Below are 25,641 nucleotides of genomic sequence, written 5' to 3'. Positions count from 1 at the left end.
ACTGAACCCTATATGTGCGGGTGCCGTACGTAAGACGCATGAGGACCGGTGAATACGACCGGTACGACCGGATTCGCGGTGTGCTCGCTGAGGCCGACGAGCCGCTGACGGCCCGGGAGATTCTCGCGCTCGCCGACGGATGCGAGGAGATCGACAGCCCGCACCGCGTCGCGACCGTGCTGGGCCGCTGGGCCGAGCGCGGCGAGGTCGAGGTCATCGCGGACCGGCCGTACCGGTACCGGCTGGAGACCTGAGCGAGGGACACTCGGCCGGTCGATCCGGGTCGCGACCGACCGCATCCGCGAGACGCCGGAGTCGCCGTGAGCGAGAGGGCACCGTCACCTGTTTTTAAAAGCGCTGCGGCCGTCGCCCGGGCTCCCGTCGAGATCTGTGCCACTCGTTCTCGTCCATCATGGGATACCGTAACTTGCGAAAATCGCAAAATCGCTGCGAGATTCGTACTCTACCGCCGGCCTTATTACGATGAGCGTACTCCGTCGCGATAATGAGCGAGGACCGGACCATACTACTCATCGGTAGCGGACCGATCCAGATCGGACAGGCGGCCGAGTTCGACTACTCCGGCGCGCAGGCGTGTCGCGCCCTCCAAGAGGAGGGGGCCCGCGTCGTGCTGGTGAACTCGAACCCCGCGACGATCATGACCGACCCGGAGACCGCAGACCGGGTGTACATCGAGCCGATCACGCCCGAGGCGATCTCGGAGGTCATCCGGATCGAGGAGCCCGACGGCGTCATCGCCGGGCTCGGCGGGCAGACCGGACTCAACGTCACCGCCGAGCTCGCCGAGGAAGACATTCTGGAGGAGTACGACGTCGAGGTGATGGGGACCCCGCTCGACACCATCTACGCGACGGAGGACCGCGACCTGTTCCGCCAGCGGATGGAGGGTCTGGGCCAGCCGGTACCCGCCTCGACGACTATCTCGCTCGACGAGGGCGAGTCGGTCACCGACTTCGACGAGGACGCCTTCCGCGAGCACGTACAGGAGGCGGTCGACGAGGTCGGCGGGCTTCCCGTCATCGCCCGGACGACGTACACCCTCGGCGGCTCCGGTTCCGGGGTCGTCGACGACTTCGAGGAGCTCGTGGAGCGCGTCCGCAAGGGGCTCCGCCTCTCGCGGAACAGCGAGGTGCTGATAACCGAGTCCATCGCGGGCTGGGTCGAGCTCGAGTACGAGGTGATGCGGGACGCCGACGACTCCTGTATCATCATCTGCAACATGGAGAACATCGACCCGATGGGGATCCACACTGGGGAGTCGACAGTCGTCACCCCCTCGCAGGTCATCCCCGACGACGGGCACCAGGAGATGCGCAACGCGGCGCTCGAAGTGATCCGCGACCTGGGCATCGAGGGGGGCTGCAACATCCAGTTCGCGTGGCACGACGACGGGACGCCGGGCGGCGAGTACCGCGTCGTGGAGGTGAACCCGCGCGTCTCTCGCTCCTCGGCGCTCGCGTCGAAGGCGACCGGCTACCCGATCGCCCGCGTCACGGCGAAGGTCGCGCTCGGCAAGCGGCTCCACGAGATCGACAACGAGATCACCGGCGAGACGACCGCCGCCTTCGAGCCCGCCATCGACTACGTGGTGACGAAGGTGCCGCGCTGGCCCATCGACAAGTTCGACGACGTCGACTTCGAGCTCGGCACGGCGATGAAATCGACGGGAGAGGCGATGTCGATCGGCCGGAACTTCGAGGAGAGCCTGCTGAAGTCGCTCCGCTCCTCCGAGTACGACCCGGCCGTCGACTGGGCCGCGGTGGACGACGACACCTTGGAGACCGAGTACCTCGTCCGTCCCTCGCCGGACCGCCCGTACGCGATCTTCGAGGCGTTCGACCGCGGCTACACCGTCGCGGACGTTGAGGACATGACCGGCATCAAGCCGTGGTACCTCGAGCGGTTCGAGCGCGTCAGCGACTCCGCGCAGGCCGCGCAGGACGGCGAGTTCACGCAGGCGGCCACCGCGGGTCACACGAACGCGGAGATCGCCGCGCTCGCCGGCGGCGACGTCGACGTGGGCGCGGTCGAGGAGGACGTCCCCGGTCGCTCTTATAAACAGGTCGACACCTGCGCCGGCGAGTTCGCCGCCCAGACTCCCTACTACTACTCCGCCCGCCAGTCGGAGTTCAATCGCGGGCCGCTGAAAGGCGACGCCGCGGCGGGCGAGCTCGTCGTCGACAAGAGCGTCGACAGCGTTGTCGTGGTCGGCGGCGGCCCGATCCGGATCGGACAGGGCGTCGAGTTCGACTACTGCTCGGTCCACGCGATCCAGGCGCTCCGCGAGCTCGGCATCGAGGCGCACGTGGTCAACAACAACCCCGAGACCGTCTCGACCGACTACGACACCTCCGACGGGCTGTTCTTCGACCCGATAACCGCCGAGGAGGTCGCCGACGTGGCCGAGGCGACCGGTGCCGACGGCGTGATGGTGCAGTTCGGCGGGCAGACGTCGGTGAACATCGGCGAACCGCTCGAGGCGGAGCTCGAGCGTCGCGGGCTCGACTGCTCGATCCTGGGGACGAGCGTCGAAGCGATGGACCTCGCCGAGGACCGCGACCGCTTCAACGTCCTCATGGACGAGATGGGGACCGCCCAGCCGGAAGGCGGCACCGCGACGAGCGAGAGCGAGGCGCTGGCGCTGGCCCACGACATCGGCTACCCGGTCCTCGTGCGGCCCTCCTACGTCCTCGGCGGTCGCGCGATGCGCGTCGTCGAGAGCGACGCGGAGCTGGAGGAGTACATCGAGGAGGCGGTCCGGGTCTCGCCCGACAAGCCGATCCTGATCGACCAGTTCCTCGACGACGCGGTCGAACTGGACGTCGACGCGGTGGCCGACGGGGAAGACGTGCTGCTCGGCGGCGTGATGGAACACGTCGAGAGCGCGGGCGTCCACTCCGGCGACTCCGCCTGCATGATCCCGCCGCGCTCGCTCGACGACGACACGATGGCGCGGGTACGCGAGGTCACCGAGGACATCGCCAGCGCGCTCGGCACGGTCGGCCTGCTCAACGTCCAGCTCGCGGTGACCGGCGTCGACGACGACGCCGACAGCGAGGTGTACGTGCTGGAGGCGAACCCGCGCTCCTCGCGGACGGTCCCGTTCGTCTCGAAGGCGACGGGCGTCCCCATCGCGAAGCTCGCCGCGAAGGTGATGACCGACGACCTGACGCTCGCCGACCTCGACGTCGACGAGCAGATCCCGGAGCACCGCAGCGTGAAGGAAGTCGTCCTCCCGTTCGACCGCCTGCCGGGCTCCGACCCGCGGCTCGGCCCGGAGATGAAGTCGACCGGCGAGGTGATGGGCACCGCCCGCTCGTTCGGCAAGGCGTACGACAAGGCGCAGGACGCGACGAGCAAGCCGATCCCGGAGTCCGGCACCGCCGTCGTCGACCTCTCCGCCGAGGAGTTCCCGGACCCCGACACCGAGGCCGGCGAGGCGCTGGTCGCGGGGTACGCCGAGCAGTTCGACCTGAGTGAGGCGACGGACCTGATCGAGGCCGCGAAGCGCGGCGAGATCGACCTCATCGTCTCCCGGCAGCGCGAGCTGCTCGAGGTCGCCGTCGAGGAGGAGATCACCTACTTCTCGACGCACGCCTCCGCGAAGGCGGCCTTAGAGGCGCTCGAACACGCCGGCGACGACCTCGACGTGATGGCGGTCTCCGACCGGCCCAAGCGCGTCGAGGACTGGGGCGCGAGCGAGTAGGAGACCAGCTAACGCGGGTCGCGGCCGGGTTCGGAGGGGAACGCACAACCGGCCCGCTCCCCTTCGAGTCGGTGTGAACGTCGACATTCTGCTGTACGACGGCTTCGACGAGCTCGACGGGATCGGCCCGTACGAGGTGTTCGACTACGCGCTGGGCTACGCCGCCGGGGGCGAGGACCGCGCGGGGCGCGTCCGGTACGTAACCCTCGACGAGCGCGACTCGGTGACAGCGAGCCACGGGACGCGCGTTGGCGTGGACGCGGCCCTCCCCGAGCCGGACGCGGACGACGTCCCCGACCTGCTCGTCGTTCCCGGCGGCGGGTGGAACGCCCGGGACGAGGAGGCCAGCGCGTGGGCGGAGGCCCAGAAGGGAGACGTGCCCCGCACGCTCGCCGACCACCACGCGGCCGGCACGCGGATCGCCTCGGTGTGTACCGGCTCGATGCTGCTCGCCGAGGCCGGTGTCACCGACGGCCGCCGCGTGGTCACCCACGCCGGCGCGATCGACGAGCTGCGCGAGTCGGGCGCCGAGGTCGTCGACGCGCGCGTCGTCGACGACGGCGATCTGCTCTCCGCGGGCGGGGTGACCTCCGGGATCGATCTTGCGCTGTACCTCGTCGAGCGGGAGTTCGGGGAGGGCGTCGCTGACCGCGTCGCGACCGTCATCGAGTACGAGCGTCGCTACGGGGTCGCGGCCGGGGACGGGAGCGCCTGACCAACGGTCGGTCGAACTCGACCCGAGTCAGTCGTCGCCGTCGTTCGGGAGCGGGGCGTCCGTCTCGCCGTCGGACTGGTTGCTTGTGGTCTCGCCGTCGGCCTCGACGGTGATCACGGTACAGTCGAGCTCGCTTCGGAGGAAGGAGTCGATGTCGGGGTCGGAGAGGAGCTTCTGGACCATGCGCCGCCAGCGTCCGGCCTGCTTCGAGCCGATGACGACGACGTCGGCCTTCTCGGCAACGATCTCCTCGAGGATCGTCTCCTCGACGAGGAATCCCCGGCGGACCACGTACCGCGCGCGGTCCAGCCGACCGATCCGCTTCTCGACCGCGCGCTTGAGGTCGCTGCGGGAGACGCCGCCGGAGTTCTGATAGAGATCCACGTGGAGGATCGTGAGTTCGGCGTCGCGCCCCTCGGCGACGCGGACGGCCTCCCGTAGCGTCGCCTCCGAGTGCGACGACGGCGGGAACCGAACCGGGACCACGACGAGAGTCATGTCGGAACGGTTGCATGGGAGGGATAAATACCCTGTCGGTCCGAATGACTGCGTTGAGAACTGAGCGCTCCGCTTCGCCGACGGGACCTCGTTTCCTCACACTTCGTCGCGATCGGTGTAGGTGTAGCGGCGGCCGATGGCGCCGGCGTCGGTGAACACGAAGAAGTCGGCGAAGCCGAATGCGACTCGGTCGCCGTCTTGGAGGCCGCTGAACGTCCCCCTGACCGCGACGGTGTCGTCCTCGGCGGTCAGGGAGTGGACCTCGTGTGCGCCCTCCGTCAGGGGTCGCCCGTCGAGATAGAAATGGCGGAGGTCGTCCATCCCCTCAATGTCGTCCTGCCCGGGGCGCTCGTAGACGACGTCCTCGTCGAAGAGCGCGAAGACGGAGTCGTACGCGTCCGCGTCAATCGACTCGTAGTACGACCGGACGGCGTCCGGATCCGCGTTTCCCATGGGTCGCGTTCGGCGCAGCGTGACAAGTAGGCTGTGATTCGACGGAAGGGTTCGAGCGCTCGCCAGCTTGCTCACGACCCCGGTGAGAAGCCGATCTGCGCTCGACCGTCTCGGCTGGAAAGGAAGTCCGGCCTCACGCCAAAGCTAATCTGATCCCCCCACGGAAACCACCCGTTCGCTGTCGCTCACGGGTACTGAGGTTCAGTCCGCCCTCCCCGAATTGAACGGGGGACAAGTCGATCTACAGTCGACTGCTCTACCAGGCTGAGCTAAGGGCGGTTACCGTATTCTACCCGCCGGATTCGACTTAAGGGTTCCCTTTCAGCAGCGGTGTGATCCGTCGTACCGCGGACGCCTCGGGGCCGCGGCCGGATCCCCATTCCGCTCGGCGCGCGGTTTTTAAGTCGCTCGCGGTGGGAGCGGGCGTATGGCCGACGGCGACGACAGACAGGCGACGTTCGGGTCCGACGGGAGCCTGGAGACCGACACGACGCCGGACGCGACCGGCGAGAACGACTTCGGCGAGGCGAAGGAGTCGAACGAGACCGACGGTGGGTACAGCCGCTACACCGTCTCCAGCCTGCTCCAGAAGGCCGTGCGCCGCTCCGACGAGGACGTCGCCGCGTGGGCCGCCTGGGAGCTGGCGCGCTCCGGGTACGCCTGGAACCTCTGGGACCGCCTCAACCTCTACGTCGTCGAGGACCTCCGCGCCGGCAGCGACGTCGCGCTGACGATCGAGCGCTACGAGGAACTCGCCACCGAGCGCTGGGAGCCCGCCGAGTGGAAGGGCCGCCTCTGCGCGATCCACGCCGCGCTGGCGGCCGCCCGCGCGCGGTCGACCCGCGAGGGCCCCAACGCCGACGAGTACTTCCGCTCCGTCGCGGACCTGCGCGCCGAGGCGCGCGAGCGCGGCGAGGAGCCCGCCCACGACTTCCCCGTCGGCGACCTCGAGCCCGGCGGCGAGTTCGACGCGATCTTCGACGGCCACACCGGCGAGGGGTCGAAGCTGGGACGCGGCACGCGGTTCTTCAAGACTCGCGGCGCGCGCGTCGGCCCGGAGGGCGAGGGGGAGCACAGCGCCCGGTGGCAACGCCTCGCGATGCTGCTCGACGAGGAGCGCGACTACTCCGCCGCCGAGCTCGACCGCGCGGTCGAGCCCGTCGACTCGGACGACCCGTGGCACGAGCCCGAGACGATCGGCAAGAACCGCGAGGAGAGCGACGAGAGCGACCGGGAGGACGGGGACGAAGGCGGACGGAGCGACGGACCCGACGGACCCGACGACTCACACGAGTCGCTCTCGGACTTCTCGTCGTGACCCCTCGAGGTCCGGTGCCGGCCGGACTCGGCACGGGGGCGTTCGCGGGCGAAAACGGGGTCACTGCGGTCCGCTTCGGCACGGACGACAGGTGAACGCGCGCGGCGCGGTCCGACACCGCCCAGCGCTCGGTGACCGCTCACTCGTCGGAGTATGCGATCTCCTCGACCTCCCTCCGCTCGCCGTCGACGTACTTGTACGTCTTCCCCTCCTCCTCGTCGTCCGTCTCGTTGTGAGACCCGTCACAGTACGGCTTGGTATCCGACAACCCGCACTGGCAGATGAACGCCGTCCCGCCCTGTTCTTCGAGGTCCTCTTCGCCTACCGGCGTCGGCCCGGTGGCCGTGTGAGTCACTTCTCTTCCCATGGTGTACACTGCCACGTGACACGGATAAATAATCGGGCTTCGGTACCGCACAGATCGGCTTCCGCCGCGGGAGTACGCACGGCGACTCGCTCCGATCTCTCGGCAGCGCCGCCGGCGTGCGACGGGGCGCCGTCGGGAACTGCGGTGTTCGGCGACCCGATCCGCGACGCCGAGTAGTCGGCGCGGTATCGGCGCCCTCGGGTGTCGCCGTCGTTCAGTCGTCAGCGGCGCCCACGACGTCGGCGTCGGTCGGGTTCGCGCCGCCGTATCGCTCGACGAGCGCGTCGAGCTCCGCGGGGTCGTCGACGCCGGGGAGCTGCTCGTCCGCGGTCTCGCAGGGTGCGTCGACGCCGAGGCGGTCGCAGACGCGGTCGCTCGTCGCCTCGGCCATCTCCCGGTAAGTCGTGAGCTTCCCGCCCACGACGCTGAACAGGTTCTCGACGCCCTCGTCGCCGTGGTCGATCAGCGTGAAGCCGCGGGAGATGCCGCGCCGGTTCGCTCCCGTCTCCTCGGGCGCGTACAGCGGGCGGACGCCCCACCACGTCCGGACCGTCGGGGCGTCGGCGACGGCGGGGAGCATCGCCGCGCACTCCTCGACCGAGCGCTCCACCTCCCAGTCGGCGCGCTCGTACTCGTCGGGGTCGTCGACGGGGACGCTCGTCGTCCCCAACACGACCTCGCCGTCGTGGGGGACGACGATGTCGCCGTCGTCGGGGTCGCGACACCGGTTCAACACCGGCCCGAGCCCCTCGTGCTCGACCGAGACCATCACGCCGCGGCTCGGCGCCATCCCCACCTCGACGCCGGCGAGGTCGGCGATCCGGTCGGCCCACGCCCCGGTCGCGTTGACGACGTACTCCGGTTCGAGGGTCGCGTTGAGCTCGCCGCCGACGCGGACGGCCGAGACCGAGCCGTCGGACGTCTCGATCCCTTCGACCGCGGCGTGCGGGTAGACGTCGGCGCCGTGCTCCTCGGCGTCGGCCGCGTTGGCGGCCACCAGCCGGGAGGGATAGATCACGCCGTCAGGCACGCGGAACGCCTCGGCGACGTCGTCGGAGAGCCCGGGCGCGGCCTCGCGGGCCTCGCCGGTGTCGAGCCGCTCGGTCTCGATGCCGACCGCCTCGCAGGCCGCCAGCTTCTCCTCGAAGTACTCCGGGTCGTCCCCGGTCAGTCGGACGAACAGCCCGCCCGTTTCGCGGACGCACTCGCCGGCGATGTCCCTGAGCGTGCGGTTCTCGCGGAGACACTCCTCCGCGCCCGGCGCGTCGGCTTCGGCGTACCGGGCGCCGCTGTGGAGCAGCCCGTGCGAGCGCCCAGAGGTGCCGCCCGCGAGCCCGCCCCGGTCAACGAGGGCGACGTCGACCCCCCGACGCGCGAGGTCGCGCGCGACGCCGGCCCCCGTCGCGCCGCCGCCGATCACGAGGACGGTCGGGTCGTCGGTCACGCCAGGTCACCCCGGTCAACGTGAGTTCCGTCTCGCACGCTCGCGGCAGCCACCGATCTGTCTCGAAGTCTCATGTAACATGTTACGACCAGCCACACTTGAGGCTACCGTCGCCGGCGGTCCCGAGCCGCCGAGAAGGGCCGCGTCAGCGCTCTCGTCGCGGTATCCGAACCGGAAGAGAGCTCTACCGAGACCCGCCCGCCGACGCCGGACACGTGTCGACGCCGAGCAGCGAGTAGAGCGCGCAGGTGCCGGTCGCGGCGGTGCCGAGCAGGAGCAGCGACGCGATGCCGAACACCGGCGCCGCGAGCGACGGGATCGAGACCGCCCCGGCGAGGACGGCGAGCGAGGCGATCCCAGACGTCGCACCGAGGGCCGTTCTAACGCGCTTGTCCGTGACGCCGACGTTCTGGTTCATACTACACAATACGGCACACAACCGTAAATACGTTTGCACGCGGGGCGGGTCAGTCGGTCCCATCGAACGCCGAGAGGTCCGTCTGGTGGCCCCGACCGTCCGCGGAGCCGGCCGACCCGCTGTCCGTCTCCCCCGCCGCGTCGACGCCGTGTTCCTCCGCGATCGCCCGCGCGGCGCCGAACCCGCCGGAGAGGGAGGCCCGTCGGGCGATCGGCTCGTCGGCCAGCCGCGCGGCGGCCGCGGGGGCGGCGTCGTAGTACCGGCGCTTGAACTCCTCGCGAGCCGCCTCGAAGTCGACGACCGGGTAGGGGTACTCCCCACCGATCTCGACGCCGCACTCCGCCTGGACCGCGAGTGGGGCGTGTTCGGGGCGGTCGAGGTGCTCCGCCGGGAGCGGGTCCAGCTCGGGGATCCACCGTTTGACGAACTCGCCGTCGGGGTCCTGGTCGCGGACCTGCTTGCGCGGGTTGTAGAGCCGGAGCCCGGGACGCCCCACGAGCCCGCACTGCGACTGCCACTGCGTGTAGTTGATCGCGGCGTCCGCGTCGATCAGGTGTTTATAAAAGTGGTCCGCGCCGATCCGCCACGGCTGCTGGAGGATATGGAAGTAGAAGCTCGCACAGAGCGCCCGCATCCGGAAGTTGAGCCAGCCGGTCTCGCGGAGACACCGCATGCTCGCGTCGACCATCGGGAACCCCGTCTCGCCCGCCGTCCACGCCGCGACGAGCTCCGGGTCGCGTCGCTCGCGGTTGAACCCGGCGTAGACGGGGTTGACGGCCTCCTCGAGCCACCCCGGCCAGTCGACCAGCTTCTGGCGGTAGTGACGGTTCCAGAACAGCCGGGAGACGAACATCGACTTCCCCCGGCCGTCGGGGGCGTGCTCGTCGACGTACCGGTGGACCTCCCGGACCGAGAGGCAGCCAAACCGCAGGTGCGGCGAGAGCCCGCTCGTCCCCCCGCGGGCGTCGACCGGCGAGGAGATGGACCCCGGGTACTCCCCGATCCGAGCGGTGAACGACTCCAGCCGGTCGCGACCCGCCGCCCGTCCGCCCTCAGGCACCATCGACTTCTCGGGGGCGACGTCGTAGGCGGCGGTGACCGCCTCGGGCGTCGGGACGAACGAGTCGCCGTGGTCCGGGCCCGGCTCCGCGTTCGGTCCCGCTCCGGACCCGATCCGCTCGACGGCGACGTCCCGCGGGTCCCAGTCGTACGGGTCGGCGGCCAGCCACGACTCGACCGCCGCTTTCCACTCCCGACGGGGGCGGTCGGCGTCGCGCACCAGCCCGTCGCCGTCGACGAGTTCGACGCCCATCTCGTTGCGGGCGCGCTCGTCGCGACGGAGGCCGTACCGCCCGGTCACGCTCCGCGTCGCGACGACGTCCCAGCCGGCGTCGACGAAGCGACCGAGCGCCTCGATCGGGTCGCTGTGGGCGTACGTCAGGCCCGGGGCGCCGACGTCGTGGTACTGCCGGTCGAGGTCGCGCAGGCAGTCGTGGAGGAACGCGATCCGGGCGTCGCAGGCGGCGCCGCGGTCGCCATAGAAGGCCGGGTCGAAGACGAACAGCGGGAGGATCCGGTCCGAGCCCGCCGCGGCCGCGGCGAGCGCGGGGTTGTCCGCGATCCGGAGGTCCTCGCGGTGCCACACCACGGTTCCGGCGTCCGCCGGCGAGTCAACGAGGGACCGGATCGCCTCTCGGTCGGGGACCGTCGCCGGCGTCGCGTCGTCGTCCGCGCCCATGCTCTGTTCGCCCGTTCGGCCTCTTCGCGCATGGACCTGTCGGCGACGCCTCGGCTCCGCGGCAGCCCGGACGTTTAAAAATGATCGAGCGGTCAGAGGCCGCGAGCGTCGCTTACTCGCCGGTCTCGATCGGCGCGCCGATGAGGTTGCCCCACTCGGTCCAGGAGCCGTCGTAGTTGCTGACGTCGTCGTGGCCGAGCAGCTCGTGCAGGAGGAACCACTCGATCGACGAGCGCTCGCCGACCCGGCAGTACGTGATCGTCTCGCCGTCGCCGTCGGCGCCGGCCTCGTCGTACAGCTCGCGGAGCTCGTCCGGACTCTTGAACGTCCCGTCCTCGTTCAGCGTGGTGCCGATCGGCACGTTGCTCGCGCCGGGGATGTGGCCGCCGCGCTGGGCCGTCTCGTTGAGTCCCTCGGGGGCAATGACCTCGCCGGAGAACTCCTCGGGGGAGCGGACGTCGACCATCGGGATCCCCTCTTCGATCGCTTCGTCGATATCATCTTTGTACGCGCGGATGTCCTCGTGGGGACCGCTCGCCTCGTACTCGCGAGGCGTGAAGTCCGGTTCCTCGGTCGAGAGCGGGTAGTCGTTCTCGACCCAGTAGCCCTTCCCGCCGTCGATCACGCGGATGTCGTCGTGACCGTAGTACTTGTAGATCCAGTAGCCGAACAGCGCGAACCAGTTCGGAACGCGGCCGCCGCCGTACACGACGATCGTCGTGTCGGCGTCGATGCCGGCCTCACCGTTTCGGGCCGCGAAGTCCTCCTTCGAGGCGATGTCGCGCTCCGTCTCGTCGGTGAAGACCGCGTCCCACTCGAAGTTCAGCGCCCCGGGGATGTGTCCCTCCCCGTAGGGCGTGTACTCCGAGTCGTCGGTGACGGTCGGATTGTTGATTTCCACGAGCCGGTGATCGGAGTCGTCGTCCTGAAAGGCGTCGAGGTTCGATTCCACCCAGTCCGCCGTGACGAGTACGTCTTCTGGCATCACCCGTAGTAGAGCACAACGCGGCTTTGAACGTCCGATAATGGCGGTTCTTTCCGGCGCCTGTGACGCCGCCGTTCTCGGCGGAGACGGTCAAAATGGGAGTCAGCGGCGGCCGCGGAGCAGTTCGCTGGACGACACTTACCGGATCACCGTCACCGGCACGTCGGCCTTGTCGACGACGCTCTTCGCGACGCTGCCGACGACCTGCTCGCGCTCCTCGCTCAGCCCCCGGTGGCCCACGTAGATGGCGTTGACGTCGGCCTCGGTCGCGTAGTCGGCGATCGCGTCGGCCGGGCGCCCGGTGAGCAGCTGCGTCTCCACCTCGATCGACTCGTCGCCGACCGCCTCTTCCGCGATCGAGCGAGCGTTTTCGAGCACGCCCTCGCCCGCGTCGACCGCGGCCTCCTCGCCCGGGAGCACGATCGTGCCGTCGACGAGCTCCGAGTCCGGCGTCAGCACGTGGGCGACCTCGAGGGTCTCGTAGAACGCGACCGCCTGCCGCGCCGCGTATCGGACGGCCTCGTCGCTCTCCGTCGATCCGTCGGTGGCCACGAGATAGCTCATAGCCGGAGATGGCGCCGCCGCGCATATAATACCTGTCCGGGGTTCTCACGCTTTGCGGCACCGGTTCGCGGCGTCGCCCGCGAACGCCCGCTCAGTCGGGGTCGACCGGCCGAGCGACCATCTCGCCCCACGACTCGAAGCCGTAGCGGTCGTAGAAGGCCTGAGCGCGCTCGTTCGCGGGGTCGACGTCGAGCACGACCCGATCCAGCGGGAGCGACTGGTCGGCCGCGAGGGCGACGGCGGCGGCCATCAGATCGTCGGCGACGCCCGTGCCGCGGTAGTCGGGAGCGACGTAGAGCTCGTTTATCACCGCCGCGTCCCAGATCATCGCGAGCCGCTCGGGGAGGACGAAGACGTAGCCGACGAGATTCGCGGCGTCGACCGCGACCGTCACGCACCGCTCGTCGTCGGCGACGCAGCGGTCGACCCAGTCGAGCCACCGGTCGCGGTAGCCGTCGGTGAGCTTCGCCTCGTAGACGGTCGCCTTGTCGTCGCCGCCGGTGTTCTCGCCGAGTCCGCGCTCGAAGGCGAGCTTGCAGTCGTAGAGCCCCTCGGCGTCGGTTGTAGGGTCGTACGGTCGGAGGTCGACCGTCATCGGTCGCCCCCCTCATCGTCCCCGCCCTCCAGCGCGAACTCGGCGAGCTTCGGGACGAAGGTCCCGATGTCGGTGACCATCCCGACGGCCTGCGCCGAGCCGCGGTCGAGCAGCTGGGTGACGGTCGCGGGGTTGATGTCGACGCAGACGGTCTTCGTCGTCGACGGGAGGCAGTTCCCGACCGCCACCGAGTGGAGCAGCGTCGCGAGCATGATCACGATGTCGGCCTCGTGGGCCTGCTCGCGGATCGCGTCCTGGGCCTCGACGGCGTCCGTGATCGTGTCCGGGAGCGGGCCGTCGTCGCGGATCGAGCCCGCGAGCACGACGTCGACGTCGTTCTCGATGCACTGGTATATCACCCCCTCCGTGACGATCCCGTCATCGACGGCGGCCTCGATCCCGCCCGCGCGAATGATCTCGGAGATGGTCCAGATGTGGTGTTTGTGGCCCTTCCGCGGGTGTTCGAGCGTCTCCACGTTCATCCCGAGCGAGGTGCCGTAGATAGAGCGCTCCAGGTCGTGGGTGGCGAACCCGTTCCCCGCCGAGAGCGCGTCGACGTAGCCCGCCGCGACCAAGTCCGCGAGCGCGTCGCCCGCGCCCGAGTGGATCACGGCCGGGCCCGCGACGACCAGCACGTCGCCGCCGTCTTCCTTCACCGCGCGGAGCTCCGCGGCGACCTCTCGAATCGTCGACTCGGAGGGGCGCTCGGCGGAGACGCCGCCCTGCATGAACCCGAAGGCGCTGCCGCCGCTCCGCGGGCGCTCCGGCGGCTTCACCCGGATCCCCGACTGGTCGGTCGCGATCAGGTCGCCCTCCTCGACCGCGTTGAGCACCTTCGTGTACGCTCTGGGCGTTCCGTGTTCGCCCCCGTCGGGATCGACCACCAGCGCGCAGTCCATCTCGATCCGCTCGACCTCGATCCACTCGCCGTCGTACAGCACCTCCGTCGGGTGGTTCGTCGTGGAGTAGAAGTCGGGCGGCACGACCCTGTCCGCGGGGGCCGCGACGAGGTCGACGTCGGTGGGGTCGTCGAGCACCGCACCGTTCTGGTGGAGCTCGTGGAGGATCGCCTGGAGCGTCTCCGAGTCGTCGGCCGAGACCGTCATGCGGCAGTGCGACTCCTCGGCCTCGTGTTTCCCGACGTCGAACCGCTCGACGTCGAAGGAGCCGCCCAGGTCCATCACCGCGCCGAAACAGCGCTGCATCGTCCCGCTGTCGATGATGTGGCCCTCGATCTCGACGGTGCGTTCGTGGCTCATACCGCACCGTTTCGGCCCGAGGAGAAACGCGTTTCCCCTCTCTCGGGCGGGCCGGCCGGCGAGAGAAGGAGCGAGGGCTCCCGGCTCAGATCAGCCCGAGCGCCGAGAGGATCTGGTTCCCGAACACCATCGCGATCAGCCCGGCGAGCATGACGAGCCCGGAGGAGACGGTGATCGTCCGGACCGCGGCGTGTCGGTCGGAGAGCGGGACCCGGCTGATCACCGCCTCGGCGACCATCCGGAGGATCCGCCCGCCGTCGAGCGGGAACGCCGGCAGGCAGTTGAACAGCGCGAGCTGGATGTTGATCCAGCCGGTCCAGAAGAGGAGGTTCGCGAGCAGGAAGACCCCGCCGCCGAGCGCGCCGAGGGCCCCATCGACCACGAAGAAATTGGTCACCTCGCCCGTGAAGCCCGCGAAGTTGAACGGGAGCCCGAACAGGCTGCCGAGCGGGAGTATCAGCGAGATGAAGACGAGCCCGAGCGGCGAGTCGGTGAGCCCGCCCAGCGGGACCGCGTCGCCGGCGGCCTCGCCGGCGTCGCCGCCGAGCAGTTCGAGGTACGCGCCCGCGGGGTACTGGGAGACGCCGAAGTCGTCGAGCGCGAGCCCGCTGGAGCCGGGGAACACCGAGACGCCCACGAACCCGCCGTCGCGGTTCGGGTGCGGAGCGAGCTCGACGTCGTAGCTCCGTCGCTCGTCGCCGCCGTCGTACGCGATCACCTCGACGGTCGCCCCTGGGTCGCGCTCGGCGAGGACGGTCGAGAGGTCCTCGGCGCCGTGGATCCGCTCCCCGTCGATCGAGACGATCGTCAGCGGCTCGCCGGCCGTCGCGCCGGCGCCGTCGAGCGGGCCGTCCTCCTGCACGCCGAGGGCGTACGCGCCGATCGGGATCTCCGCTGTCGTGGCGTTGGCGTCCCCGTCGCTTGCGTTCCCGTCACTCCCGCCGGCGCTCCGCACCGACACCGTGGCACGCTCCGCGTCGCCGACGGCGTCGTAGAAGGCGCGCTCGGTCGCCACCGGCTCGCCGTTCACCGACTCGATCGTCAGCGGCGCGTCGGCGATCGTCACGCCGAGCGGGTTACCGCCGGCGGAGCCGACCGCCTGGAGCCGCCGGTCCACCTCCACCTCGCGCTCCCCGTCGCCGTCGTCGGCCGCGACCGTCACTGTCTCGTCGGCGTCCGCGACCGCGGCCTCGAACTCGGCGGCCGTGTCGACCGGCGTCCCGTCGACCTCGACGAGCCGGTCGCCCGCTCCGAGGCCGGCGGCGTCGGCCGGGGACTGGGGGTTCACCTCGCCGACGGCGTAGCCGGGGGCCGGCGAGATCGCGCCGGCGACGGGGCCGAACAGCAGCGCGAACACGAGAACGGTGAGCAGCGTGTTGGCGGTGACGCCGGCCGCGAACATCCGGGCGCGGGCGCCGCGGGACGCGGCCTGCGTCGCCTCTTCGTCGGGTTCGACGAAGGCGCCGACGGGGAGAACTGCGAAGAAGACGAGCCCCATCGACTCGATGTCGATCCCCTCGACGCGGCACAGCAGGCCGTGAGCGCCCTCGTGAATGACCATCGCGACCGCGAGGCCGGCGACGATCTCGGGCGCCACCGACAGCGGGAGGAAGTCGTTGACGCCGGGGATGATGAGGAAGTTCTGCGGCTGCTGGATCGCGGAGGGCTGGGCGGTGTCCAGCGCCGAGACCGCCGAGGAGACGATCAGGAAGAAGGAGCCGACCATCGCGACCAAGGCCCCGCCGAGGCCGAGGTTCGCGAGCCCGCGCCAGAACCGCCGCGGGGCCGCGAGTCGGTCGAGGAACTCGCGGCCGCGGAGGGTGCGCAGGGTGAGTATCGGACCGGAGACGCGGACCGACTCCGGGAGGATCCCGCGGTTCCGGAGCCACAGCGCGACCGCGGAGTACGCGAGGACACCGGTGAGGACCCACAGGAGCGTGTTCTGGGCAAACAGGTCCGTCAGCGCGTTCATTACCGACACGTCCGTGTCCGTCGGGTGTAAGGCGTTCGGTTACCGGAACCGCGTCGAGGGGGAGACAGGATCGCGACGGCCCTCCCGGGCCGCGGCCGCGACCCCGAGAGGAACGGCCGAGAACTCAACACCCAAGTACCCCGCGACTCAACCGACGTCTATGTTCGCGCTCATCGACTTCGTCTTGCGGGTCGTCGGCGACATCGGCCGCTTCGTCGACATCTTCCTGAACGACCTCATCCTCGGCGCCGGCGACCCGCTCTCGGCGCTGCTCGTCCTCGTTGGACAGGTCCTGATCGTCGCCTCCGTGGGCGCGCTCGGCTACGCCGCGGTCGGCGCGCTCCTGCAGGAGATCGGCGTGACGCTCCCGTCGCTGGGCGGTCGCGGTCGATCGGAGCAGTAGGTCGTTCCCGAGAGTCAGTCGTCGGTCGGGCTCGTCTGTGAGGTCGCCCCCGGCTCGGCCGCGGCCGACGGTCGCCCGTTGTCCCCGGGCACCTCGAAGTCGTCGAGCCGCGCGAGTATCTCGTCGGACCGGTCGGCGAGCGCGTGCGCCCTGTCGGTCACCTCCGAGACGCTCGCCGTCTGTTCTTCCGCCGCCGCGGCGACGGTCTCGGCCTCGCTCGCGGTCTGCCCGCTCACCGCCGCGACGTCTTCGACCATGTCGACGACCTCCTGGGTCGTCCGGGCCTGGTCGTCGGTGGCGTCGCTGATCTCCTGGACCGTCTCGTCGACCGCCGTCACGTCCTCCACCACCTCCTCGAACTCTCGGAGCGTGGACTCGACGGCGCCGACGCTCTCTGACACCTGCGACTCCATGCCGTCGACGTCGGCGGCGGTGTCGGCCGACGCCGCCTGCACCTCGTCGATGCGGTCCGAGATCGCCGCCGCCTCCTCGCGGGTCTCCTCGGCGAGCGACTTCACCTCGTCGGCGACGACCGCGAACCCGTCGCCGGAGCCGTCGGCCCGGGCGGCCTCGATCGAGGCGTTCAGCGCGAGCAGGTTCGTCTCCTCCGCGATCCCGTCGATCACGGCCGCGATCTCGTCGATCTCGCCGACCCGGTCGACGAGCTCCTCGACGGCCGTCGCCGTCTCGCCGATCCGCGATTCGAGCGCCTCCAGCTCCGCGATCGCCTCCACGGCCTCCTCGCGGCCGTCCCGACCGCGGTCCGCGGCGCTCCGAGCGGTCGTCGCCGCGTCGTCCGCGGAGGCCGCGATCTCCTCGACGGTCGCCGAGAGCGTGCTCATCTCCGCGGAGACCGCCTCCAAGTCGCTCCGCTGTTCGGCGGCGCCGTCCGAGATCTCCTGTACCGATCGGGCCACCTCCTCGCTCGCGTCGTCGACCTCGTCCATGCTCGCCCGCACGTCGTCGCTCGCCGTGGCGACGTCGCCGGTGAACGACCGGACGTCGCCGACCGTCTCGCCGAGCGTGGCGACGAGCCGGTCGTAGTTGCCGACGAGCTCGTCGTATCGATCGTCGTCGGTGGCGAGCGACTCGGCGTCGATCGTCGCCGTGAGGTCGCCGTCCTGCGCGCGCTCGGCGGCGTCCCCGAACGCGTCGACGACCGACTCGAGCTCGGTCGTGTACGCCGCCATGTTCGCGGCCATCTCGTCGAGGGCGTCGCCGAAGTCCCCGGGCACCTCCTCGTCGAGGACCGGGTCGTCGAACTCGCGAGCCGCGAGCGCCTCGGCCTGCGCCGAGACCGTCCCGAGGTACCGCTCGACCTCGACGAACGAGTCCACGAGGCCCCCGATCTCGTCCGCTTGGTCGCTCCCGGTCGTCGTCGCTCCGGCCCCCCGAACGTCGCCGGCGGCTATCGCGTCGGCTCCGGCCTCCAGCCGCTTGAGGGGCGCGACGAAGTCCCGGCGCACGATGAGCAGGGTGTTGTAGATCGCGGCGATCGCCCCGAGGAACAGCGCCCCGGAGACGGCGGACGCGAGCGTCCCAGAGAGGAGGAACGGCGCGAGGAAGATGCCCACGGTGACGAGGAACTGGATCCCGACGGCCGTCACAACCTTCCGTTCTATCGACTCGGAGACGCCGAGACGGTCCATCGTGCCCCAGAGGAGAGCCTCATACCGCCCGCGGATCCCCGGACGTCGCTCTCTATCGATCGACATACTCCGAACTCGACGGGACCGGGTTATGAATCCCGCCCCGAGTTCTCACGATCGATTCCGGGTTCCTGGACCGTGAGACCGCCCCGACAATTTAAAAGTGACCGTCGACGGTCTCGGCCGCGAGGTCGACGGCCTCCTCCAGGTCCGGACCGAGCGGCGACCCCACGACCAGGCCGTCGGCGTGCTCCGCGACGGCGGCCGCCCGTTTGCGGACAGTCTCCGGGGAGCCGGCCATGCAGAACGCGTCGACCATCTCGGGCGTCACCAGGTCGAAGGCCGCCGAGAACTCGCCGGCCGAGACCCGGTCGCCGATCTCGCTCGCCGCGTCCGGATCGATCCCGTGTCGCTTCAGGACCGGCGGCGCCGCGCCGGCGGCGATGAAGGCGACCGGGGGTCGGGCGGCCTCGCGGGCCGCGTCCTCGTCCTCGGCGACCGAGACCGCGGCGTACGCGATGAGGTCGAAGTCGCCGCGGTGCTCGGGGCGGTCCCCGAGCCCGTCGTCGACCTGCTCGCGGGCCCACGCGAGGTCCTTCGGATGCGAGCCGTTGTACAGCAGCCCGTCGGCGTGTTTCGCGGCCATCCGGCACATGTGGGGGCCTTCGCCGCCGACGTGGATCGGAATCGACGCGCCCTGCGGGGGCTCGTAGTTGAGCCCAGCCTCGCTGGCGTCGAAGGTCCCCTCGTGGTCGACGCGCTTGCCGGCCCACAGGTTCTGGGCGGTCTTGAACGCCTCCAGCACGGGGCGGAGCCCGCGCTCGTCTTCGAGCCCGAGGTTCGCGAGCGTGGAGGGGTCGCCGGGGCCGAGCCCGAAGACGGCGCGACCCCCCGACAGCTCGTCGAGGGTGGCGACCCGCGAGGCCAGCGTCACGGGGTGGGTCTCGTAGGGGTTGGCGACGCCCGGTCCGAGCCGGACCGAGTCCGTGGCGGTCGAGAGCTGCGAGAGGAACGCCCACGGGTCGCGGTTGTTGTAGTGACACGTCGAGTAGACGGCGTCGTAGCCGGCGTCCTCGGCGCGGACGCCGAGGTCGACGAGGCGGTGCAAGTCGTGTTCAGGGGTGAGTTCGATACCGAGCATGTCAGTCCTCGTAGTTCCAGTCCCGGAGCGCCTGCCGAACGAAGTCGCCGCCGACCTCGCGGAAGTGGTTCTCCGACCCCTCGTGGTCGCCGAACGACCAGTCGCGGACGACGACGACGGGGGTGCCGCCGGCGCCCTCGCCGGCGACGAGGTTCGCCGCCGCCGCGAGCTCGTCGATCACGTTCTGGATGGTGACGCCCATCTCCCGGCCGTCGCGGTCGCACTCGCCGCGCCAGTCGCGGCTCGCCGGCAGGCCGGCCCAGCCGACCGCGACCCCGCGCTGGCCGTGTCTGAAGGGGCGCCCGCAGGTGTCGCTGATGACCACGCGGTCGGCGGCGATCCCCTCGCGGACCCGTTCCGCGCTCTCGGAGGGCCGCTCCGGGAGCAGCAGCAGGTCGCCGTCCGGGACGTTCGACCGGTCGATCCCGGCGTTGACACCGATGTGGCCGAAGCGCGTCGCCGTGAGGAGGAACGGCGCCTCCATGATCAGCTCCGTCGACTCCTCGATGACGGCCTGCGCGAAGCGCGGGTCCTTCTCCTCGCCCGAGAGCTCCGCGAGCCGGCCGGCCACCTCGTTCGCTCGGGGCCCGGCCGGGAAGTCGTCCAGGTCGAAGGTCCGGCCTTCCGCCTTGGAGACGACCGTGCTGGCGACGACGACGACGTCGTCCCCGCGGAGGTCGACGCGCTCGTCGATCATGGCCGCGAGGTCGTCTCCTTCCCGGATCTCCGGGAGGTCCGGGACGGCGAACAGCTCCATACAGCCCGATGGGCCGCGACGAGCAAAAACCCCGCCGGTACCGGGTCCGTTTGACGGTACCGAGCGCTGCGGAAAGCAACGGCTTCTGACCGAATTAGCGTGCGTAGGACGGGGGGTGCAGTCACCGGGTGAGAGCCGCGGGAGCCAGCCTTCTCCGGCCGATTGTCTGGTCGCGGGGGGGGGGGGCTGCCTGTGTATCCGAGCGACCCCACCAGTTGCCACCCTGTCGGCGCGAGCGCATCCAAGCGAGATGACCAGTGACAGGACCAATCCGGACTGTGGCGTCGTTCGGCGCCACCAGCATTTTCAGACGGCTACGACAAACCCGAGACATGACGGGCCCGCGCGCCGGGGCAGCGACCGCCGCTCAGGACGCCGTACCGTTTCTGGCTATCACCGGGATCTGGCTACTGGGTACGGAAGCGCAAGGAGAAACCCCCGTGCCGTGGCGCGGTGATGAATCCGACAACGGCCTACACCAACTACGCCAACGTTCTGACCGGCTGAGTTAACTGAGTGGTCGTTGTAGTGAACGAAGCGAGGTACTCGTAGTGGCTTTCGTGACCGCAAGCGCGACAGATCTGATCGAATCTTCCGACTGCTCATCGAGTCCAAAGATTCGGGCGGTGGCACGAGATTCGACATCTCTATCCGCTAATATGTGGCCAGAAGCCCCGCAACAGCCGTTCTCTCGGCTACCGACTCTCTCTGTTCAACTTTGTTCAAATGGATGAAATCCATAATGGATTCTTGAGAAATAGTGTCCACCAACGGTCCAATACGACAGAATTCAGGACACAAAGGGCGTGTATCGGTGGCGTATTTAATTGAGATGCCCTTGCTCTACGGAGAGTCGTTCCGATCGGGTAGCGCGTCTCCAACGAGCCGATCAGTTCGGATCGGGTTGCTCGTTATCGCGTTGCTGTCGAAGCGTGGACCGCGCCCGCTCGACGTAGGAGTTCGACGACCAACTGCGAGCGCCACTCATCTCGGCCAAGAACTCGTCGGCAGTGTCCGGCGAGATCGCGTCGTTGCGAACCAGTGCGGTGAGGAGGATCGGCGTCGTGACGAGGCGGGTCTCGGCCAGCGAGGCGTGGACGAGCGCAAGTCGATTGAACTCGTCACAGAGCAGTTGGACGGCGCCGATATCGCTCGCCAGCGTGACCGCCGCGTTCTCGCCGTCGTCCAGCGGGAACGTCTCGTCCAGTTCGATGGAACGAGTCTCCAACGCAGAGCGACGGTCGAGAATCGCCCGCGCCGCCTCACCGGATGCGTCGTTGTAGGACGCGGTCTCGATGAGTTCGTCGACGACCTGCTCTGGGACGACCACGGTGTGCGAATCGAGGAGAAGGTCGAGCGGATTCGGTGAGGTGCCCGCCACCGTCCCGAGGCTTACCAGAGCCGACGTGTCGGCGACTATCAGAACCATCTACGAGTCGGCCAGCTCCTCCGCGACCTCGTCCACGAATTCGTCGGCCAGTTGCTCTTTCAGCAGTCGGAAGTTGGCGGCCTCCTCGTGCCCGACGAGGTCTTTCAGTTCCTCGAACGTGATATCGTCGTCGTAAAAGGCCTCCGCGATCTCCTGTTTCACCTCGTCGGAGTGCGCGGCGTCCCGCAGGTAGTCCCGAAGCGCGGAGATGAGGATGTCCGTCCGATCCGTCTCGAACACCGCAGCGAGCGCGTCCGCCCGGTTTACTAGTCCCCTCGGTGCACGGAACTGGACGCGCTTTTTTTCGGACTCGGAACTCATATGTGTACACTGTGAGCACAGGATCAAAACGCTTGCCCTCTTGTCACTACCACATCCTTCGGAGCCACCGCGGACATGGTGTCTTTCATCGAGCCTGAATCAAAAGAGCAGCTATCGGAAGGGAATTCGGCAGCCAAACCGGTGATAAACAGACTAAGACGCCTGTTTGTAGCTACCGAGACTCACGTTGCTCCACTTTGTTCAGGTAGCTGAAATGCATAATACACATGTAACCTCTACGGGAAATCTGTGGGTAATGGTGGGCAACACATATCGGCGGCGGGTCCGTACCGTTCCTCGATGAAAGTCGACGCAACAGACCTCAAAACGAACGAGACGGACGACCGGGGTCGAGTCTATCTCGGCACCGAGTACGCGAACAAGCGCGTAACCATCGCTGTCGTTGAGGTAGAGTCCGACCGGCCGGACGACGACGAGCTGGCAACCGCCTATCGGGAGGCCTCCGAGAGCGCGGAGGCACTCGCCGAGGAGTGGAGCGAAACGTCCGACGAAGCGTGGGAAAGTCTCGATGAGTGACGGCGCGGACGTGCGACGGGGCGATGTGGTTATCGTTCGACTTGACCCCGCTGAAGGACACGAGATAAAAAAGACGCGGCCGGCGGTCGTCATTCAAAACGATATCGGAAACCGAAACTCCAGTACGACTATCGTCGCGCCCATCACGGGGACTTACCGCGAGTATCCGTTCGAGGTGTTCGTCGAGGCGGACGGGTCACCGCTCGGAAAGGATTCGTCAATCCGGCTCGACCAGATTCGAACCGTCTCGGTTCCGGAACGGATTCGCTCGGTCGCCGGTTCACTCCACGGACCAACGATGGCTGAAGTCGACGAGGCGTTACAGCTGAGTCTCGGCCTCGACTGAGCTACCGGTTCTCTCTTTGCTCCGCCTTATTCAAGTCGCTTAAATCCACCATCCACACTCGTCAACAACCCTACCCTACTTCGCTCAGAGGGTGTCATAGAACTGTTCTCATGGCTGTCGACGGATTCAGCGTTATCGGCTCCGAGTTCGCTGTCCACGGCGTCATAGAAATTACGGTCGCTAAGCTGAACAACGCGAACCAAGCAAGAACAGTCAGTATACAGAAATAAAACGCCTGTTTTTGAACAGTTCTAAGCGCTGTGCACTCGGTGCACGGGTTTCCACAACTGTAACGCTGTAAAAAGATAATAAAAATGAATATAGCATGTGAAGACTTCTATGACACGCTGTACTTCGCTCAGTCTACCGACTTCGCTCGTAGAGGGTGTCGAGAGAACTCTTCGAGTTCTGGCTGCTAACCAGAAGTCTGTGACTTCTGGTGATGGGGCTTGTCCGTGGGCTCGCCCTCGAACCCGTCCGGGTGGGCGGTGAATCCGCCACTTGACGTCACCGTTCCGGACTTCAGAGCGAGCTGACTGTCGCTCGTCCGCCGAGACGACTGTTGGCTTCGATGGACATTCCGCATTCCGGTGTCCCTCGCCGTCGCAAAGTCGCGCAGTGGCTTTGCTGCCCGCCGGACGACTTCCGGCGACCGCGTTGTACTCTGTGTTCGCTTCCGACTCACACTCCACACATCGAAAGTCGTTGCGAGTTCGGCAATTCTCGTCTGCCGTGAATCATTTCTACAAACCTGTGTTGACCGCTACAGTCCACGATCTCGAAGGATCGCTCAACCAATGACATAGACGCAGTCATCGGGTTCACCAAGCAAGACGATTCTCAAAAGCGAGAACTCGGCGCAAGGTACTAAACATGGTATCGTACAGCAGAAGTACATGGAATTGGGAGACACAGAATCGGCAGTTCAACGGTACATAGAGAACACGCCGAATGGCACAGAGATTCCTGACGAGACGTTCAGTCGGCGGCACATCGGTGTGTTGGCCTTCACGCTCGCGTTGCTTCCGTTTGTCTTCGGAGTGAGTCGGATAGTGGGCGCGGAGTCGATCACTGGTGCCGAATTACCAGTCATCCCGATGCTACACTCCGTTGTTGGCACTGGTATCGTGTTGGGATTGGTAGTAATAGCTGCAATTCCGGTACTTCCTCGCCGAATTAGAGCAGCCACAGGTTCGGTCGCGTTTATGGTACAGGGATCAGTGTTGGCCTACTTTACTGGGGGATTCATCGAGGCACATTTTCTCTACTTTGTGGGAGTCGGGGTTGTCGCACTGTATGAAGATTGGGTGCCGTTTGCGATCACGATCGGGTACGTCGCCATCCAACACAGCGTCTTCGGGCTCTTAGAGTGGTTCACAGTCTATAACCATCCGGCAGCGATGGCTAACCCGGTCGTCTGGGGTGGGATACACGCTGTTGGGGTGCTGATGCTTGCGGGGACAATCACGTTCCTTTGGCAGTCTCTCGCAATTCAGCGACAACAGGCCCGCGAGAAAGTCCAAGAGAAACTGGAAGAAGCAGAGGAAGCGAGAGATCGTGCCAAAGAGAAGGAGATAGAGGCGGCCGAACAGCGTGAAGAAATGCAACAGCTCAACGCGGAACTTGAGCAGGCCGCTGCCGACTACCAATCGGTCATGGGTAAGTGTGCAGCCGGTGATTTCACCCGCCGACTCGATACCGACGTGAGCAACGATGCGATGGCGGAAATAGCCACCACGTTCAACGACATGGTGGAAGATCTTGAGCTGACTTTCGCGCAGATCCAAAATTTCGCAGATGAGGTCGCCTCTGCGAGTGAAGACGTGAGTGCATCGACCGCAGAGACGCAGCGTGCGAGCGAGCAAGTCGCTGACTCTATCCAAGCGATCGCGGCAGACGCCGATACACAATACGAGCAGAGTCGAGAGGCGTCGAACGAGATGCAGAATCTCTCTGGGACGGTGGAAGAAGTCGCCTCCTCAGCAGACGAAGTCGCCGCGGCCTCTCAGAATGCGGTTGAACTCAGCAATGACGGCCAAGCGGCCGCGTCAGAAGCGATTGATGAAATGGAAAATATTGAGTCTCAGTCCGAGCAGACGGTCGATCAGGTCAATACGCTGGCGAACGAGCTCGATGAGATTGGAGAAGTTGTGGAGTTAATCGAGGATATTGCTGAGCAAACGAACTTGCTCGCGCTGAATGCCTCGATAGAAGCGGCTCGTGCCGGTGAAGCCGGGTCTGGGTTCGCTGTGGTAGCGGACGAAGTGAAAGGGCTTGCAGAAGAGACTGCGGAGGCGGCAGATGACGTTACCGAGCGTATTGAGCGCGTCCAGTCTAATTCCGATGAGACTGTTGAAGATATGGAGGCAATGCAGGAGCGGGTTCGTTCGGGTGCTGACACGGTTGAGTCGGCTCTCGCTGCTCTCGATGAGATCACGACCACCGTCGAAGGGGTGAATGATGGTATCCAAGAGATTAGCGACGCAACAGACAGTCAAGCCGCCTCTACGGAGGAAGTCGTGAGCATCGTCGAGGAGGTCGCTAACGCGGCAAATGAAGTGAACAGCGAGTCCGATAATGTCTCAGCAGCAGCCGAAGAACAAACCTCATCGCTTTCGGAGGTCTCTCAGAACGCAGATAACCTCAAACAGCGAGCGGGAGGACTTCAAGATCGACTCAGTGAATTTACAATCGATGTCGAGTCTGACCGGCTCAGTAGTGTAACGGGTAACAGTGCCAGCCCGCAAGCCAATAGCTCGGTCAAGACAGTGGGTGACGGCGGCAATCCGGAGTAAAATCCTCCTGACAGGCACTGTTGAACGCGCGGTTCTGTCGGGGTTCTGCTTCGTTGATTTATACCTTATTTAAAGAACTTCTATGAGAACCACCATAACCGCGCTGTCTGGCGATTTACCGGCTCTCTCTTTGTTCAACTGGTATGTCTTTACCCCGATGATTCAACTGCCGGCACGGTGTGAGCCCGTGGAATCATCTCGTTATCTCGG

The 25,641-nt window shown here is 67.4% G+C and carries 24 protein-coding genes, 1 tRNA gene and 1 pseudogene; 8 read left to right on the top strand and 18 right to left on the bottom strand.

The genetic code is table 11. The annotated features are described in order from the left end of the window. Window positions 1–38: 38 nt before the first annotated feature. The 3 genes from N5096_RS12180 to N5096_RS12170 all read left to right on the top strand — a co-directional run bounded on the left by N5096_RS12180 (window position 39) and on the right by N5096_RS12170 (window position 4,442). Window positions 39–254: a hypothetical protein gene (locus tag N5096_RS12180; protein WP_267665055.1), complete on the top strand. Its 216-nt coding sequence runs from the start codon at window positions 39–41 to the stop codon at window positions 252–254. Between the two features lie 251 nt (window positions 255–505). Beyond that, window positions 506–3,727: a carbamoyl-phosphate synthase large subunit gene (gene carB, locus N5096_RS12175; RefSeq protein WP_267665053.1), complete on the top strand. Its 3,222-nt coding sequence runs from the start codon at window positions 506–508 to the stop codon at window positions 3,725–3,727. 73 nt (window positions 3,728–3,800) lie between these two features. Continuing rightward, window positions 3,801–4,442 (top strand): DJ-1/PfpI family protein, encoded by a 642-nt coding sequence (locus N5096_RS12170; RefSeq protein ID WP_267665051.1) that lies wholly within the window; start codon window positions 3,801–3,803, stop codon window positions 4,440–4,442. A 27-nt stretch (window positions 4,443–4,469) separates the two neighbouring features. Here N5096_RS12170 and N5096_RS12165 read toward each other — a convergent pair whose 3' ends face one another. The 3 genes from N5096_RS12165 to N5096_RS12155 form a co-directional block, all read right to left on the bottom strand. Next, entirely contained in the window at window positions 4,470–4,940 is a 471-nt protein-coding gene (locus N5096_RS12165) for a universal stress protein (RefSeq protein ID WP_267665049.1), read from the bottom strand. A 96-nt stretch (window positions 4,941–5,036) separates the two neighbouring features. Then, window positions 5,037–5,393 (bottom strand): nuclear transport factor 2 family protein, encoded by a 357-nt coding sequence (locus N5096_RS12160; RefSeq protein ID WP_267665048.1) that lies wholly within the window; start codon window positions 5,391–5,393, stop codon window positions 5,037–5,039. Between the two features lie 205 nt (window positions 5,394–5,598). Continuing rightward, window positions 5,599–5,672, bottom strand: a tRNA-Tyr gene (locus N5096_RS12155). Window positions 5,673–5,820: 148 nt separating this feature from the next. Here N5096_RS12155 and N5096_RS12150 point away from each other — a divergent pair. Further along, a complete protein-coding gene (locus N5096_RS12150; RefSeq protein ID WP_267665046.1) occupies window positions 5,821–6,711 on the top strand; it encodes a hypothetical protein in 891 nt (296 codons plus the stop codon). Window positions 6,712–6,850: 139 nt separating this feature from the next. Here N5096_RS12150 and N5096_RS12145 read toward each other — a convergent pair whose 3' ends face one another. The 9 genes from N5096_RS12145 to N5096_RS12105 all read right to left on the bottom strand — a co-directional run bounded on the left by N5096_RS12145 (window position 6,851) and on the right by N5096_RS12105 (window position 16,053). Continuing rightward, on the bottom strand, window positions 6,851–7,078 hold the full coding sequence (locus N5096_RS12145) for a CDGSH iron-sulfur domain-containing protein (protein ID WP_267665045.1): 228 nt from the start codon (window positions 7,076–7,078) through the stop codon (window positions 6,851–6,853). Between the two features lie 214 nt (window positions 7,079–7,292). After that, entirely contained in the window at window positions 7,293–8,522 is a 1,230-nt protein-coding gene (locus N5096_RS12140; RefSeq protein ID WP_267665043.1) for an FAD-dependent oxidoreductase, read from the bottom strand. 184 nt (window positions 8,523–8,706) lie between these two features. Then, window positions 8,707–8,940, bottom strand: a complete 234-nt coding sequence (locus N5096_RS12135; protein WP_267665041.1) for a YgaP family membrane protein — start codon at window positions 8,938–8,940, stop codon at window positions 8,707–8,709. Between the two features lie 49 nt (window positions 8,941–8,989). Beyond that, on the bottom strand, window positions 8,990–10,678 hold the full coding sequence (locus N5096_RS12130; protein ID WP_267665039.1) for an FAD-binding domain-containing protein: 1,689 nt from the start codon (window positions 10,676–10,678) through the stop codon (window positions 8,990–8,992). A gap of 112 nt (window positions 10,679–10,790) precedes the next feature. After that, on the bottom strand, window positions 10,791–11,663 hold the full coding sequence (locus N5096_RS12125) for a sulfurtransferase (protein WP_267665037.1): 873 nt from the start codon (window positions 11,661–11,663) through the stop codon (window positions 10,791–10,793). A gap of 138 nt (window positions 11,664–11,801) precedes the next feature. After that, on the bottom strand, window positions 11,802–12,227 hold the full coding sequence (locus N5096_RS12120; RefSeq protein WP_267665036.1) for a universal stress protein: 426 nt from the start codon (window positions 12,225–12,227) through the stop codon (window positions 11,802–11,804). A 91-nt stretch (window positions 12,228–12,318) separates the two neighbouring features. Continuing rightward, the gene (locus tag N5096_RS12115) at window positions 12,319–12,822 is read right to left on the bottom strand and encodes a GNAT family N-acetyltransferase (protein ID WP_267665035.1); all 504 of its coding nucleotides are present in this window, start codon (window positions 12,820–12,822) and stop codon (window positions 12,319–12,321) included. Continuing rightward, a complete protein-coding gene (locus tag N5096_RS12110; RefSeq protein WP_267665034.1) occupies window positions 12,819–14,081 on the bottom strand; it encodes an ornithine cyclodeaminase, nickel-pincer nucleotide-dependent in 1,263 nt (420 codons plus the stop codon). The genes N5096_RS12115 and N5096_RS12110 overlap by 4 nt, the downstream gene beginning before the upstream one ends. 85 nt (window positions 14,082–14,166) lie before the next feature. Further along, window positions 14,167–16,053, bottom strand: a complete 1,887-nt coding sequence (locus tag N5096_RS12105) for a site-2 protease family protein (RefSeq protein ID WP_267665032.1) — start codon at window positions 16,051–16,053, stop codon at window positions 14,167–14,169. A gap of 160 nt (window positions 16,054–16,213) precedes the next feature. On the opposite strand from N5096_RS12105, the gene N5096_RS12100 reads away from it, so the two are divergent. Continuing rightward, on the top strand, window positions 16,214–16,456 hold the full coding sequence (locus tag N5096_RS12100) for a DUF8024 family protein (RefSeq protein WP_267665031.1): 243 nt from the start codon (window positions 16,214–16,216) through the stop codon (window positions 16,454–16,456). Between the two features lie 14 nt (window positions 16,457–16,470). Here N5096_RS12100 and N5096_RS12095 read toward each other — a convergent pair whose 3' ends face one another. The 5 genes from N5096_RS12095 to N5096_RS12075 form a co-directional block, all read right to left on the bottom strand. Then, window positions 16,471–18,105, bottom strand: coding sequence for a methyl-accepting chemotaxis protein (locus N5096_RS12095; RefSeq protein WP_267665112.1), 1,635 nt, complete (start codon window positions 18,103–18,105; stop codon window positions 16,471–16,473). A gap of 157 nt (window positions 18,106–18,262) precedes the next feature. Next, the gene (locus tag N5096_RS12090; protein ID WP_267665029.1) at window positions 18,263–19,246 is read right to left on the bottom strand and encodes a 5,10-methylenetetrahydromethanopterin reductase; all 984 of its coding nucleotides are present in this window, start codon (window positions 19,244–19,246) and stop codon (window positions 18,263–18,265) included. Between the two features lies 1 nt (window position 19,247). After that, window positions 19,248–20,003, bottom strand: a complete 756-nt coding sequence (locus tag N5096_RS12085) for a coenzyme F420-0:L-glutamate ligase (protein WP_267665027.1) — start codon at window positions 20,001–20,003, stop codon at window positions 19,248–19,250. Between the two features lie 889 nt (window positions 20,004–20,892). Beyond that, on the bottom strand, window positions 20,893–21,432 hold the full coding sequence (locus N5096_RS12080; protein ID WP_267665025.1) for a PIN domain-containing protein: 540 nt from the start codon (window positions 21,430–21,432) through the stop codon (window positions 20,893–20,895). Then, entirely contained in the window at window positions 21,433–21,753 is a 321-nt protein-coding gene (locus tag N5096_RS12075; RefSeq protein WP_188128062.1) for a hypothetical protein, read from the bottom strand. It abuts the gene before it with no gap. A gap of 300 nt (window positions 21,754–22,053) precedes the next feature. Here N5096_RS12075 and N5096_RS12070 point away from each other — a divergent pair, with 300 nt between their 5' ends. After that, the gene (locus N5096_RS12070; protein WP_267665023.1) at window positions 22,054–22,290 is read left to right on the top strand and encodes a hypothetical protein; all 237 of its coding nucleotides are present in this window, start codon (window positions 22,054–22,056) and stop codon (window positions 22,288–22,290) included. Further along, entirely contained in the window at window positions 22,283–22,636 is a 354-nt protein-coding gene (locus N5096_RS12065) for a type II toxin-antitoxin system PemK/MazF family toxin (protein WP_267665021.1), read from the top strand. The genes N5096_RS12070 and N5096_RS12065 overlap by 8 nt, the downstream gene beginning before the upstream one ends. Before the next feature lie 415 nt (window positions 22,637–23,051). Here the strand turns inward: N5096_RS12065 and N5096_RS12060 are convergent. Beyond that, window positions 23,052–23,373 (bottom strand): annotated as a pseudogene (locus N5096_RS12060) (hypothetical protein); the annotation flags it as partial. A 159-nt stretch (window positions 23,374–23,532) separates the two neighbouring features. Here N5096_RS12060 and N5096_RS12055 point away from each other — a divergent pair. Next, complete coding sequence (locus N5096_RS12055) at window positions 23,533–25,431, top strand: methyl-accepting chemotaxis protein (RefSeq protein WP_267665019.1); 1,899 nt, start codon at window positions 23,533–23,535, stop codon at window positions 25,429–25,431. The last annotated feature ends 210 nt before the right edge of the window (window positions 25,432–25,641 follow it).

The organism is Halorubrum yunnanense (genome assembly GCF_026586675.1).
GTDB classification, from domain to species: domain Archaea; phylum Halobacteriota; class Halobacteria; order Halobacteriales; family Haloferacaceae; genus Halorubrum; species Halorubrum yunnanense.
This window is presented reverse-complemented; position numbering and strand designations above follow the sequence as displayed.